The organism is Xanthomonas sp. NCPPB 3174, assembly GCF_056725205.1.
Genome location: NZ_CM161517.1, coordinates 189,509 through 203,211, shown reverse-complemented (window position 1 = coordinate 203,211; position 13,703 = coordinate 189,509). Strand labels below are relative to the sequence as shown.

9 protein-coding genes and 1 pseudogene are annotated in these 13,703 nt (G+C 71.9%); 6 read left to right on the top strand and 4 right to left on the bottom strand.

All coding sequences use genetic code 11. From position 1 onward, the window contains the following. Positions 1-103: 103 nt before the first annotated feature. Both AC1PK7_RS00860 and AC1PK7_RS00855 read left to right on the top strand, forming a co-directional pair. Positions 104-1,927 carry a family 43 glycosylhydrolase gene (locus AC1PK7_RS00860; protein ID WP_481099548.1) on the top strand — a complete coding sequence of 608 codons (1,824 nt, stop codon included), beginning with the start codon at positions 104-106 and terminating at the stop codon, positions 1,925-1,927. Positions 1,928-2,024: 97 nt separating this feature from the next. Further along, entirely contained in the window at positions 2,025-2,582 is a 558-nt protein-coding gene (locus AC1PK7_RS00855; protein ID WP_481099547.1) for a lysozyme inhibitor LprI family protein, read from the top strand. Between the two features lie 184 nt (positions 2,583-2,766). On the opposite strand, the gene AC1PK7_RS00850 is transcribed toward AC1PK7_RS00855, so the two are convergent. Continuing rightward, positions 2,767-3,279 (bottom strand): hypothetical protein, encoded by a 513-nt coding sequence (locus AC1PK7_RS00850; RefSeq protein WP_481099546.1) that lies wholly within the window; start codon positions 3,277-3,279, stop codon positions 2,767-2,769. Between the two features lie 64 nt (positions 3,280-3,343). Then, positions 3,344-4,006, bottom strand: a complete 663-nt coding sequence (gene trhA / locus AC1PK7_RS00845; protein WP_481100818.1) for a PAQR family membrane homeostasis protein TrhA — start codon at positions 4,004-4,006, stop codon at positions 3,344-3,346. Positions 4,007-4,240: 234 nt separating this feature from the next. Here trhA and AC1PK7_RS00840 point away from each other — a divergent pair, with 234 nt between their 5' ends. Then, a complete protein-coding gene (locus AC1PK7_RS00840; RefSeq protein WP_481099545.1) occupies positions 4,241-6,754 on the top strand; it encodes a DEAD/DEAH box helicase in 2,514 nt (837 codons plus the stop codon). Further along, positions 6,751-7,857, top strand: a complete 1,107-nt coding sequence (locus AC1PK7_RS00835; RefSeq protein ID WP_481099544.1) for a ribonuclease H-like domain-containing protein — start codon at positions 6,751-6,753, stop codon at positions 7,855-7,857. The genes AC1PK7_RS00840 and AC1PK7_RS00835 overlap by 4 nt, the downstream gene beginning before the upstream one ends. 1,221 nt (positions 7,858-9,078) lie before the next feature. Here AC1PK7_RS00835 and AC1PK7_RS00830 read toward each other — a convergent pair. Further along, a pseudogene (locus AC1PK7_RS00830) lies at positions 9,079-10,011 on the bottom strand (M56 family metallopeptidase); the annotation flags it as partial. 3 nt (positions 10,012-10,014) lie between these two features. Then, complete coding sequence (locus tag AC1PK7_RS00825) at positions 10,015-10,401, bottom strand: BlaI/MecI/CopY family transcriptional regulator (protein WP_481099543.1); 387 nt, start codon at positions 10,399-10,401, stop codon at positions 10,015-10,017. Positions 10,402-11,015: 614 nt separating this feature from the next. Here AC1PK7_RS00825 and AC1PK7_RS00820 point away from each other — a divergent pair. Next, positions 11,016-13,343: a TonB-dependent receptor gene (locus AC1PK7_RS00820; protein ID WP_481100817.1), complete on the top strand. Its 2,328-nt coding sequence runs from the start codon at positions 11,016-11,018 to the stop codon at positions 13,341-13,343. Between the two features lie 167 nt (positions 13,344-13,510). Next, entirely contained in the window at positions 13,511-13,687 is a 177-nt protein-coding gene (locus AC1PK7_RS00815; protein WP_420008511.1) for a DUF3606 domain-containing protein, read from the top strand. Positions 13,688-13,703 lie beyond the last annotated feature (16 nt).

Here is a 13,703-nt window from a genome sequence, read left to right as displayed (position 1 = left end):
TGGTCGGCGCCATGGTAACCGCGGCGGCGGGCCCAACCGCATCGCGCCCCGCCACCGCGTTTGCTACGGTAGCCGCCGCCGTCACGGGGGGAAGGCCATCGCCATGTTCAAAGCATTCGCAACGCTGGCGCTGCTGGCGTCCGCCGGGCTGGCCGCGGCGCAGGCGCCGGGCGCGCGCAGCTACGCCAACCCGATCGACCTGGACTACCGCTACAACTTCGAGCAGTTGAACGAAGGCATTTCCTACCGCACCGGTGCCGACCCGGTGTTCGTGCGCTTCGGCGATGCCTACTACCTGTTCCAGACCCTGGCCGACGGCTACTGGCGCTCCCCCAACCTGCTCGACTGGCAATTCGTGACGCCAAGCCGCTGGCCATTCGAGAGCATCGTCGCGCCGGCGGTGGTCGCCGACGGCGACCGCCTGGTGATCATGCAGTCGGCCTTCGAACCGCGCCCGCTGCTGCAGACCCGCGACCCGGCCAGCGGCCAGCTCGACTTCCTGACCCGGCTGCTGCCCACGCTGCCGCGCGCCCAGCCGATCGGCACCGAGATGAAGGGCCGCCCGCTCAGCGACGTGCCGCCCGGCCCCTGGGATCCGGACCTGTTCATCGACGACGACGGCCAGTGGTACCTGTACTGGGGCTCGTCGGACCGCTACCCGCTGTACGGCATCGCCATGGACCGCAGTGCGCAGAGCTTCGCCTTCCGCGGCGTGCCGACGCCGCTGCTCGCGCTGGACCCGGCGCAGCACGGCTGGGAGCGCTTCGGCCCCGATCACCGCGGCGCCCGCTTCCCGGACGGCAGCCCGATCGGCAGCTTCCTGGAAGGCGCATGGATGACCAAGACCGGCGGCCGCTACTACCTGCAGTACGGCGCGCCGGGCAGCGAGTACAACGCCTACGCCAACGGCGTGTACGTCGGCGAGCACCCGCTCGGCCCGTTCGTCTACGCACCCTACAACCCGGTGGCGTACAAGCCCGGCGGTTTCATGCAGGGCGCCGGCCACGGTTCCACCTTCCAGGACGCGCACGGCAACTGGTGGAACAGCGGCACCGCCTGGATCGGCGCCAACTGGACCTTCGAACGGCGCATCGTGCTGTTCCCGGCCGCGTTCGCCGACGACGGGCAGATGCGCGTGTCCACCCGCTTCGGCGATTTCCCGCACTGGATGCCGGACGGCCCGGTGGCCGACCCGGAGGCGCTGTTCACCAGCTGGATGCTGTTGTCCTACCGCAAGCCGGCCAGCGCCTCGTCCACCCTGGACGGCTTCGCCGCCGACCGCGCCACCGACGAGGACCCGCGCAGCTACTGGGTCGCCGCGCGCAACGCGCCCGGCGAGACCCTCACCGTGGACCTGGGCGGGCAACGCAACGTTCGCGCCGTGCAGGTCAACTTCGCCGACTACCGCGCCGGCCGCTACGGCGATGCGCCGGACATCTACACCGCGTTCCGGCTGCAGCACTCGCGCGACGGCCGCCACTGGCTGCCGCTGGCCGAGGTCGGCGACGGTGCCGACCGCCGCGACCGGCCCAACGCCTACCTGCAACTGCCCACCCCGGTGCGCACCCGCTACATCCGCTACCTGCACGGTCACGTCGGCGCCGCGCACCTGGCGATCAGCGACCTGCGCGTGTTCGGCAACGCCGACGGCGTCCCGCCACCGGCGCCGACCGGCGTCGTCGCGCAGCGCGAGGCCGACCGCCGCAACGCCCGCGTGCACTGGCAGGCGGTACCCGGCGCCGTCGGCTACAACGTGCGCTGGGGCCTGCGCGCCGACCGCCTCACCCTCACCTACCAGGTGTTCGCCGACCGCGGCACCGACCTGGAACTCCGCGCGCTCAACGTCGACCAGGACTACGTGTTCGCCGTCGAAGCTTTCGACGAACGCGGCGTCTCCCCGCTGAGCGCACCCATCGCCGTGCCATGAAGCCATCACGGCCTTCCCGTATGCTTGGCGCCACCTCGACCGCGCACCGGCGAAGCGGCGCGCGGCAGGATCGGTTGCCGATCGAAGGAGAAGGACGATGCACCAGCACCAGGGAACCCAGGGCCAGCGCCGGCTGCGCGCATGGCTGATCGCCGCGGTGGTCGCTGGCGTGTGCGGCAACGCCGCCGCGCAGCAGATGGACCCGCGCGACGCGCAACTGCAGCAACAGCAACGCCTGCTGCAGCAGCAGGCCGAGCAGATCCAGCAGATGCAGCAGCAACTGCAGCAGACGCCGCCGGCCGGCGCCGAAGCCGGTGCCCCGAGCGATGGCCTGTCCGCCACCTACCACGACTGCCGCAAGCAGGCCCAGGGCCTGGACGAGAACCGCCGCTGCATCCAGCGCGAACAGCGCGTGCAGCAGGAACGCCTGGACCGCGCCTACGACAAGCTGCGCTACCGCCTCAGCGGCATGGACCGCTCCCGGCTGATGGATGCGCAATACACCTGGCAGCAGTCCAACGACCAGGCCGCAAACCTGGACCGGGCGCTCGGCGCCCGCGGCCAGGAGGCGGGTCTGCAAAGCGCCGAAGCCACCCTGCGCCGGATCAGCTCCCGCGCCGACCAACTGGAAGGCTATACGCGCGGCGGGCGTTGAGGGCAAAGCGACCTCCGCAACAGGGCATGCACTGCGCGGAGCGCAAAGCCGGTATGCGGATTCGAGAGAAACTCCGCGGAGGCACCTTCGACGGCAGCGTCGCAGAACTTGGCATCAACGACCTGCGATTCGAAGACGCCGGCAGCTGAGGCGGCCGAGCCGGCCAGCGCGCACGGCGCGCATCTCACTGCCCCGCCGCGCAACCCCCACCCTGTTCCGCGCACACCTTCATGGCGCGCTGCAGCTCGGCCTCGCTCAGTTGCGGCGGCGGTCGCGCGACGGCGGCCTGGACCTGGTCGGGGCCGCCGGTGAGCGCGTGCAGGCCCTTGGCCGCCTTGCCGGCCAGGTAGTAGACGCCCAGCGCGATGTAGCCGCCGCTCTGGCTGACCTGTTCCACCGAGGGCGGCGGACGCCAGTCCTTGTCGAAGCGGTTGGGCGGCGGGGTCACCGGATTCTTGAAGCGGTACAGGTCCAGCGGCTCGCCCTCGTCCGGCGGCAGCGCGCGTACTTCGCCCAGGGTCTGGATGTCGTCTTTGGCAGCGTCGGTGGCCGGCGGCATCGCGACGGACGGTGCGGGCGTCGCAGCGGCATCGTTCGCAGACGCGGCCTGTTGCGCCTGCACCTGCGCGCACGCCGCCAGCAATGCGATTGCCAGCACCGCGCGCAGGCGCCGGCCGATCGAATCCGCTGTGTCCATGCTGTCCATGGCGCCCGAGCTTACGGACGCGGCGCGGCCATCTCTAGCGCGTCGCCACCGCCGTTCACGTCGGCGACAGCGGGCGCAGGCACAGCCAGATCGCGCACCAGTGCGCCAGCGCGCCGCCCAGCACGTGCGCATGCCAGATCGCGCGGTTGTAGAGCATCGACTTGCGCACGTAGAAGGCCACGCCCACCGTGTAGATCGCGCCGCCGGCGGCGATCAGCCACAGCACCGGCGTGTCCAGCCCGGCCACGATCGGCTTGACCGCGGCCATCCCGGCCCAGCCCAGCAGCAGGTAGATCGCCACCCAGAAGCCCTTGGCGATGCCGGGCAGGAACAGCTTGGCGAACACCCCGAACAGCGCCACGCCCCACACCGCCAGGGTCATCGACCAGACCCAGGCGCCGGACAGCGCCAGCACGAAGAACGGCGTGTAGGAACCGGCGATCATCACGAAGATGCCGGCGTGGTCGAGCTTGCGCAGCACCGGCTGGCGCTGCGGCGGGGCGAAGTTGTACGCCGCCGAGCAGGCGAACATGGTCAGCAGCCCCAGCGCGTAGATGCTGGTGGCCAGGATCAGCGCATCGTTGGCATGGGCGCGCCAGACCAGCAGCGCGCCGCCGACCACGGCCAGCAGCAGGCCGGCGGCATGGACGAACAGGTCGGCGCGGCGGGCGGCAGCGGTGCGGTAGTGCGGGGGAAGCGCGGAAGCGGACACGGACAGGAACAGTGGGCGACAGGGGCCGCCGGTGCCGGGGGGGACGACAGGATACCTGTCGAGGACGACAACGCGTGCAAGGCCACCGGAGCAGCGCGCCGATGGCGCTGCTCCACATGGGCGACGCACCCGCAACCGCCCCGCCTGAATCCGCTCATCTGCTCTCCTCGCCTCTGCGGGCCCCGTCTCATACCCTGAGACGCGATTTCGCTTCCCTGTTCCGCTTTGAGAGCCGTGCCGATGCCCGCCCACGCCCTAGCCCCGCGCACCGAGGACGCCGAGCGCGCCCTGTCCACCACCGACGGGGTGCCCTCGCGCGATGGCGCCCTGCTCAGCGCGCGGCTGGAGCGGCGTTATCACGATCGCATCACCGGCAGCTTCACCATCCCCGGCCAGGCCGGCCGCTACGCGCCGATCCCGGACGACGTGCCACCGGCGCTGGCCGCGGCATTGCGCGAACGCGGCATCACGCAGCTGTACAGCCACCAGGCCGAGGCCTGGGACGCGGCGCAGCGCGGCGAGCACGTGGCCATCGTCACCCCTACCGCCTCGGGCAAGTCGCTGTGCTACACGCTGCCGGTGGTGGCCGCGGCGATGACCGTGCAGGCCAAGGCGCTGTACCTGTTCCCGACCAAGGCGCTGGCGCAGGACCAGGTGGCCGAGCTGCTGGACCTCAACCGCGCCGGCGACCTCGGGGTGAAGGCCTTCACCTTCGACGGCGACACCCCCGGCGATGCGCGCCAGGCGATCCGCCTGCACGGCGACATCGTGGTCAGCAACCCGGACATGCTGCACCAGGCGATCCTGCCGCATCACACCAAGTGGGCGCAGTTCTTCGAGAACCTGCGCTACGTGGTGATCGACGAGATCCACACCTACCGCGGCGTGTTCGGCAGCCACGTCGCCAACGTGCTGCGCCGGCTCAAGCGCATCTGCGCGTTCTACGGCGTCACGCCGCAGTTCATCCTGTGCTCGGCGACCATCGGCAACCCGCGCGCGCACGCCGAGGCGCTGATCGAGCAGCGCGTGCACGCGATCACCGATTCCGGCGCGCCCAGCGGCGACAAGCACGTGCTGTTGTGGAACCCACCGGTGGTCAACGCCGACCTGGGCCTGCGCGCTTCGGCGCGCTCGCAGAGCAACCGCATCGCCCGCATCGCGATCAAGTCCGGGCTCAAGACCCTGGTGTTCGCGCAGACCCGGCTGATGGTGGAGGTGCTGACCAAGTACCTGAAGGACATCTTCGACCACGACCCGCGCAAGCCGCCGCGCATCCGCGCCTACCGCGGCGGCTACCTGCCCAGCGAGCGCCGCGAGGCCGAGCGGGCGATGCGCGCCGGCAGCATCGACGGCATCGTCTCCACCTCGGCGCTGGAACTGGGCGTGGACATCGGCGCGCTGGACGTGGTGGTGCTCAACGGCTACCCCGGCAGCGTCGCCGCCACCTGGCAGCGTTTCGGCCGCGCCGGGCGCCGCCAGCAGCCGGCGCTGGGCGTGCTGGTGGCCAGCTCGCAGCCGCTGGATCAGTACGTGGTGCGGCATCCGGACTTCTTCGCCGACGCCTCGCCCGAGCACGCGCGCATCGCCCCGGACCAGCCGCTGATCCTGTTCGACCACATCCGCTGCGCCGCGTTCGAGCTGACCTTCGTCGCCGGCGAGGCGTTCGGCCCGGTGGACCCGGCGGTGTTCCTGGAAGCGCTGGCCGAGAGCGAGGTGGTGCACCAGGAAGGCGACCGCTGGGAGTGGATCGCCGACAGCTACCCGGCCAATGCGGTGAGCCTGCGCTCGGTGGCCGACGGCAACTTCGTGGTGGTGGACAAGACCGACGGCAAGCAGCAGATCATCGCCGAGGTCGACTATTCCGCCGCCGCGCTGACCCTGTACGAGGGCGCCATCCACATGGTGCAGAGCACGCCCTACCAGGTGGAGAAGCTGGACTGGGAAGGGCGCAAGGCCTACGTCACCCGCACCCACGTCGACTACTACACCGACAGCATCGACTTCACCAAGCTCAAGGTGCTGGACCGCTTCGACGGCGGCGCAGCCGGGCGCGGCGACGCGCACCACGGCGAGGTGCACGTGGTGCGGCGCGTGGCCGGCTACAAGAAGATCCGCTACTACACCCACGAGAACATCGGCTACGGCCCGGTCAACCTGCCCGACCAGGAACTGCACACCACCGCGGTGTGGTGGCAGTTGCCGCAGGCCACCCTGCTCAAGGCGTTCGGCAGCAAGCAGGACGCGCTGGACGGTTTCCTGGGCGCGGCCTACGCGTTGCACGTGGTGGCCACGGTGGCGGTGATGGCCGATGCGCGCGACCTGCAGCAGGCGGTGGGCGACGGCGACGGCGCCTGGTTCGCGGTGGCCGACGCCAAGGGCCGCGGCCAGCTGCGTGGCGGCGACAGCGGCGAGCCGGCCAGCGTCGAACTGCAGCAGTTCGTGCCCACCGTGTACCTGTACGACAACTTCCCCGGCGGCGTCGGCCTGAGCGAGCCGCTGTGGCGGCGCCAGGCCGAACTGGTGCAGCGCGCGCGCGAACTGGTGCAGGGCTGCGACTGCGTGGCCGGCTGCCCGGCCTGCGTCGGCCCGGTGCTGGCGGCGCAGGAGGAAAGCGCGACCACGCCGCGGGCGCTGGCGTTGCACGTGCTGCGCCTGTTGCTCGACGGCGAGGACGACGCGGCGCTGGATGCGCCCGACGCGGCCACGCTCGCCGCCGACGTTGATGCCGACGCGCTGCCGGAGTGGAGCGCATGAGCATCAGCCTGGAGCGCCTGCGCGCGCTGCGCCGGCAGGCCGGCGATGCCAGCGCCGAGCGCACGCCGGCGTCCTCCGGCAATCCCACCGCAGCCGACGCGCCTCGCGCGTCGCGCACGGACGCTGTGGCGACGACGCCTACGCACGCGCCGCGGCAGACAGCGCCGCAGCCGCGCGAGGTCGCATCGCACCCGGCACCGACGGCCGCACGCATGCCATCCGCTGCCCCGCGCAGCGGCGGCACCGACACCGCGGTGGCGCCGCCCATCGCCATCGCCCCGTTCGACCGCGGCGGCACCGATGTGTCCGCCCTGCGGCGCCTGCTCGGCCTGCGCGAGCGCGCGGTCGCGCCCGCCGCGGCGGCGGCCGCACGCAGGCCGATAGCGGCGCCGGACCGGCACCTGCCCGGGGTGGAGATCGCGCCCGGGCTGCACCTGATCGAGGCGTTCCTGCCGCAGCCGGTGCCCGCCAGCGCGCTGTCGCTGGCCTTCGCCCGCCGCGAGGATGCGGTGGAACCGACCGACCTGCTGTTCTTCGACACCGAGACCACCGGCCTGGCCGGCGGCACCGGCACCCGCGCCTTCATGATCGGCGCGGCCGACTGGACCGTGCATCCGGCCGATGGCCCGGGCCTGCGCATCCGCCAGTTGCTGATGGCCACGATGGGCGCGGAGAAGGCGATGCTGGAGGCGTTCCGCGCCTGGCTGCGGCCGGGCACCGTGCTGTCCAGCTACAACGGCCGCTGCTACGACGCGCCGCTGCTGAAGACCCGCTACCGGCTGGCGCGCTGCGCCGATCCGCTGTCGGCGCTGGACCACGTGGACCTGCTGCATCCCACCCGCCGCCGCTACCGCGGCACCTGGGAGAACTGCAAGCTCGCCACCATCGAGCGGCAGTTGCTGCGGGTAGTGCGCGAGGACGATCTGCCGGGCTCGGAAGCGCCGGCGGCGTGGCTGGGCTACCTGCGCGGCGGCAACGCGCGCAACCTGCGCCGCGTCGCCGCGCACAACCACCAGGACGTGGTCACGCTGGCGCTGCTGCTGCAGCGCCTGGTCGCCGCCGAGGCCGAGGAGCGCGCGCTGGCGGCGGCCGCGTCGGCATAGGCGCGGAACGCGGCCGGCGGATCACTCCAGCCGCTGCGCACTGCCGGCGGCGATGGCCGCATCGAACAGGCGGTCGACCTCGCGATCGAGTTGCGCGCTCAATTCGCCCTGGCGTGCCCCCAGTTCGCCCTGCTGCCGGCCCAGCGCGGCCTGCTGTTCGCCGAGCGCGCGCATCTTCGCCGACAGCGCGTCCTGGCGCTGCGCAAGCGCTGCCTGTGCATTCGCCTGCGCCTTGGCAGCAACGGCGTCCATGTCGATGCGCGCCAGCGCCCGCGCTGCGGCCTCCTGCGCCAGCTTGCCCTGTTCCCGGCCCAGCTCGCCCTGCTCGCGGCCCAGTGCACCCTGGCGCTTGCCGAGTTCGCCCTGCTGCGCGCCCAGCTTGCCGATCGGCTCGAACAGCGCGTCGAAGCGGGCCAGCAACGCAGGATCGTGCACCACATAGCGCTTGCCGCCGCGGCGGAACCACAGGCCATCGCCCTGGGTCTCGCGCTTCATGGAGGCGAGTTCGTCGCTGCTGCCACTCATCGTCGAATGGTTGCCCTTGACCCGGACATACGACTGTTCGAGTTGACCGTTGCGGATCTTCTGCACCGACCGCGTGCTGATCCGCGAGCCGATGGCCGGCGGCGCAGCGGGGACCGCCGGTGCCGGCGGCGCGAGCGGCGCGGGCGGCGGCAGCGGCGCGACCGGCGGCGGTGCAGGCTGCGCGGGCGTCGCTGCCGCCACCCTGGCCGCCCTGGACGCACGCGGCGGCAGCGGCGCGGCGGGCACGTCGGCGGCACGCGCGGCATCGCCCATGTCCGCCGCGTCGGTCGCTTCGGCAGCTTCGGCAGCTTCGGCCGCAGCCGCCGCCGCCTCGCGTCCACGTTCCCGCGCGGCATCGGCCACGTCGGCCGCCTGCGCGGCGGCATCGCCGGCAGCATCGGCGGCGGTCTGCGCCGCCTCGGCGGCCGCGGCAGCCGCATCGGCCGCGGCTTCGGTGCCGGCATCGACGTCGGTCGCCACGTCGGTCGCCACGTCGGGCGCCGGCGTGCGCGCCGGCCGGGTCGGCGCCGCGCTCGCCGCCGCATGACCGGGCTGCGCCACCAGGCGCAGTGGCATCACGCCGAGCACGGTCACCGCGGTCAGGATCAGGGCCGCGCCCAGGCGCGGAAAAGCGGACGTGGTCTGCAGCATCTGCAATCTCCGTTTCAGGCTCAGGAAGGTCGGCGAGGCGCTGGCCACGCCGGCGCTGGGCCGCGGCGCCACGCCCAGCTGCACCAGCAGCCGCGCGTAGTCGTGACGGCAATGGCCGTGACCGGCGACCACGGCCGCATCGCAGGCCGCCTCGCGGGCCAGGGCGTACTCGCGGTTGGCCAGATGCACCAGCGGATGGAAGAAGAACAGGTGCTGCGCCACGGCCGGCAGCAGGCCCCACCACAGGTCGCGGCGCTGCAGGTGCACCAGTTCGTGGGTCAGTGCCATGTCCAGATCGTCGGCGCGCAGGCTGTCCATGCGCCGCGCCGGCAGCAGCAGCACCGGCCGCCACGGGCCGATCAGCTGCGGCGAATCGATGTGCGCGCACAGCCGCAACTGCGGCGGCTCGCGCAGGCCATGCGCCTCGGCGGCCAGGCGCAACGCGCCGAGCAGGGCGGCGTCGGTGCACGGCGCCGCCGCGCGCGCGCGCTGGCGGCTGCGACGGTAGGCCAGCACGCTGTGCGCGGCGCAGACCAGCACGCCGGCCAGCCACAACGCGGCCAGCGCCTGCGCCCAGGGCCAGGCCGCCGCGGCCGGCGGCGAGGCGATCGGCGCGACAGCGGTAGCGGCAGTCGCGTTGACGTTGCGTTGCGCGGGCGCCGCGGATGCGGCCTGCACGGACGATGTTGCCGCGCGTACCGGGGTCGCCGGCATCGTGGCGACGACCGCCGGTGCCGTCGCCATCTGCGCCGGCGCTGCCGGCAGTACCGGCAACTGCACCGCGCCGGCCCACAGCAGGCCGAGCACGCTTTGCGCGGCGACCAGCCACCACAGCCGGCAACGCGTGGCCGCCGGCAGGGCCGGCAGCCAGCGGCACAGCGCCCAGATCAGCGCGACCAGCACCAGCGTCTGCACGCTGGTCGCCAGCAGGCGCGACAGCAGGCTCTCGAACACGTCCGTCCCCAACAGGCTGTGCATGGCTCAGTCCTCCCGACGTTGCGATTGCAGTTTGGCCACCAGGGCCTCGAGTTCCGCCAGTTCCGCGTCGCTGACCTCGGCGCGCTGCGACATCCACGCCACGAACGGCGAGACCGAGCCCTGCAGGGTCTTCTCGACGAAGCTGGCGACCGCGCTGCGCACCACGTCGTCCTGGCCGCTGGTGGCGGCATAGCGGTACACGCCCTGCACCTGGCGACGGCGCAGATAGGACTTGGCGCGCAGGCGCTCCATCATGGTCAGCACCGTCGAACGCGCCAGCCCGCGCGCCTCGCCGAAGCCGGCGGCGACCTCGCCGACGCTGGTATCGCCGTGCTCGGCGATGTACTGCAGCAGGGCCAGTTCCTGGTCCCCGATCGATTTGCGGCGCATCCGCCCACTCCGATGACTACAAGTGTCGGCAAAGCTACCCGTGACGACAACTGTCGTCAATAGGTCGCAGGTCATGGGCGACAGGCGGCTGCAGGCCTGGCGATGGTGTCCGGCCGCGAGGCTGGCAGCGCTTATCGCAGGCTGGCGGATGTCTGGGTAGTCGGTTCGTCCACGCCTCACGTCCGCTCGCTCCGACCTCTTCGCGCTGGGTCACGAATGCCCTATACCCAGGTATCGCAACGCATACGCGCGGCACGCATCGCTGTACCAACGCGCAATGGTGCAAGCGCACATGCGGTGCAAGAATTCCCTGCATCGCTTCACGCCGCTGTCTCCACCTCGGGTCACGCGCTGTCGCGCGGATGCGCCGTTCGCCTTCATCGATTGGAGCTAACAGCCGCAAAGCCGCGCGCCACGTCCCCTGGTCCGCGCCGCACCGCCGGCGCCCTTCCATCGCAAACGCACAGCCAGCCGGGCGTCGCCGCAAGGCCGCCGCCCAGCGCTGGGTGCGCGCCTGCGCCACCACTTCCCACTCCACGCCGGATCCGACCATGCACGCGACTTCCTCCCGTCTCCGCGCCACCGCCTTGCCGCCGCCCGCACCGCATCGCCGCATGCGCGCGTGCACGCCGTTGTTGTTGTCCGCGACGCTGACCGCCTGCCTCGCCGCGTCCTCGGCACACGCCGCGGAGGCGACTGCCAGCGGCAACGCCGACACCACGCCGACCACGTTGTCCGCGCTGGACGTGGTGGCCTCGCCGCATGCGGCGGCGGTGGCGCCTACGCAAGTGGTCGGCCCGAACCGCTACGTCATCAATGCCGGCGACATGGACGCCGACGTCGCCGGCAGCAACGGCCTGGCGCGGCTGAAGACCGTGCCGGGCGCCAGCTACACCGCCACCGACGGGCTGGGCCTGGACGTCTCCGCCACCAGCCTGTTCGTGCGCGGGTTCCGCATGAACGAAATGGGCATCACCTTCGAAGGCGTGCCGTTGAACGACAGCGGCTTCCTGTCGTTGACCGGCACCAGCGTGGTCAACGTCGGCGTGCCGGATGCCATCGGCACCATCACCATCAGCCCCGGCGCGGCGCCAGTGAGCGTGTTCTCCAGCAGCGCGAACGGCGGCACGCTGGAGTATCGGCTGGGCGAACCGAAGGACATGCCCGGCCTGCGCCTCAAGCAGGGCGTGGGCAGCGACGCGACCCAGGTCACCACGGTGTCCGCGCAGAGCGGACAGCTCGGCGCCAACGGCCCGAAGCTGCAGGTGGACCTGCAGCGGCTGGGTGCGGACAAATACCAGGGTGGCGGCACCCAGCGCTTCCTGCGCGGCGACCTGAAGGCGACGCAGGCCGTGGCCTGGGGCACGTTCACCGTGTTCCTGTCGGCCAGCCACGCGGCGATGTGGGGCTACAACAACCTGTCCTTCGACATGCTCGGCAAGCTCGGCTGGCGCGCCGACAGTTTCTATCCCGATTACGCCAGGGCCTATGCCGTCGCCCTGCCGCAGAACGCCGGCGCCTCCTGCGGCGTCTACAGCTGCGGCACGCTGGCCGGGCTCTTGCCGTACGACACCGGTCAGGTCACCGACGACCGCATCGCCTCGCTCGCGCACGACTTCCGCATCTCCGACGCGCTCAACGGACATGTGCAGGTCTACAGCGCGCGCAGCCGCACCCACGCCACGCTGAGCGACCCGACCACGCCTTCGCCCAATGGCGCGCCGTTCTCCGAGCAGGTGCAGGCACCGCACCTGCAGCGCAGCGGCGCCCTGCTCAGCCTGAGCTACCTGCTCGGCCGGCACACCCTCAGCGCCGGCCTCTGGCAGGAGCACGCCAGCGCCGACGCGGCGACCTTCTGGTACAGCGAGCCGCTGCTGGGACAAGGCCGGCCGCTGCGCACCATCGGGCCGTGGGACACCTACGGCCCGGCGTTCCAGACCGACAACGGCTCGCAGTGGACGACCCGCGCGCGCCAGGTGTACGTGCACGACGACATCGCCCTGGGCGACACGCTGGTACTGGGCCTGGGCGTCAAGGCGGTGGATTTCCGCACCAGCGGTGGCGGTGTCGGCGATGCGCCGGACCGGCCGGCCTCCGGCACGCTGCGCGCCAAAAGCGCGTTCCTGCCGCACCTGTCGCTGTTCTGGAGCCCGACCGCGCAGACCGACGGCTTCATCGACCTGGGCAGCGCGATGAACGGCTTCCGCGTCGCCCAGCGCGGCAACATCGGCTACACCGCCTCCGCCTGGACCGTCCCCGACCAGGCCACGTTCGACCGCCTCGCCCGCCACCTGCAGCCGGAACAGGACTGGAACCTCACCCTCGGCGGCACCCATCGCTTCGACCGCGCCACCGTCACCGCCGACGTGTTCTACGGCGACATCCGTCACCGCTTGCTGTCGGCCGCGGTCGGCACCCAGTTCGCGCAGGTCAACACCGTGCAGGTGATGCCGAAGATGCACACCTTCGGCGCCGACCTGGGCGTGACCGCCGACCTGACCCCGCACCTGCAGTTCTACCAGGGCGTGGCGCTGGCGCGCTCGGTCTACGACCGCGACGTGGTCGTCGACGGCAACGTCTATCCGATCCAGGGCAAGGCGCAGCCCGGCTATCCGCAACTGTCGCTGGTCAGCGACCTGTCGGCGCATGTGCGCCACTGGCGCTTCGGCGCCACCAGCACCGAGTACCTGCATCAGCCCTTCACCTACGAGAACGACCTGCGCGTACCGGCGTTCTGGCAGGTCAACGCGTACACGGCCTACACGCTTGGCGCGGACAGCCCGCTGCCCGGCCTGGAACTGCGCCTGGACGTGAGCAACCTGCTCGATCGCCACAACATCGGTACCGCGAACATCGCCGGCTCGGCGTTCGCTGGCGACTACCAGACGCTGCAGCGCAGCGCGCCGCGGCAGGTGTTGTTCAGTACCTCACTGGCGTTCTGAGCGGGCGGCGCGCATGCATGGGGCAGACACGGCGTTCACGGCGATGCCACGCCGGCGCGACTAGAAGTTTCCGCACCGGTTCGCCGACGCACGCCGCGTCCGTCGGCACTCGCCGCCACACGCGGCGCCCCACGACCGCAGCGGCTTCTGGACAGCAGGACATCGGCATGAGCGACGACACCCGCAACACCGGTTCGCCCGATCGCGACCGCATCAACCTCCACGAAGACTACGAAGTGCGCTACTGGACGCAGGCGCTGGGCGTGTCCGCCGACGCGCTGCGCGCCGCCGTGCAAGCCGTGGGCAGCAGTGCCGCGGCGGTCCGCGCGCACCTGCGCAAGTGACGCGGGCCGGGCCCGC

Excerpts from the sequence above, each read along its gene's own strand:
- AC1PK7_RS00860 (WP_481099548.1), top strand. The coding sequence starts at position 104 with ATGTTCAAAGCATTCGCAACGCTGGCGCTGCTGGCGTCCGCCGGGCTG.
- AC1PK7_RS00855 (WP_481099547.1), top strand. The coding sequence starts at position 2,025 with ATGCACCAGCACCAGGGAACCCAGGGCCAGCGCCGGCTGCGCGCATGG.
- AC1PK7_RS00850 (WP_481099546.1), bottom strand. The coding sequence starts at position 3,279 with ATGGACACAGCGGATTCGATCGGCCGGCGCCTGCGCGCGGTGCTGGCA.
- AC1PK7_RS00840 (WP_481099545.1), top strand. The coding sequence starts at position 4,241 with ATGCCCGCCCACGCCCTAGCCCCGCGCACCGAGGACGCCGAGCGCGCC.
- AC1PK7_RS00835 (WP_481099544.1), top strand. The coding sequence starts at position 6,751 with ATGAGCATCAGCCTGGAGCGCCTGCGCGCGCTGCGCCGGCAGGCCGGC.
- AC1PK7_RS00825 (WP_481099543.1), bottom strand. The coding sequence starts at position 10,401 with ATGCGCCGCAAATCGATCGGGGACCAGGAACTGGCCCTGCTGCAGTAC.
- AC1PK7_RS00820 (WP_481100817.1), top strand. The coding sequence starts at position 11,016 with ATGCGCGCGTGCACGCCGTTGTTGTTGTCCGCGACGCTGACCGCCTGC.
- AC1PK7_RS00815 (WP_420008511.1), top strand. The coding sequence starts at position 13,511 with ATGAGCGACGACACCCGCAACACCGGTTCGCCCGATCGCGACCGCATC.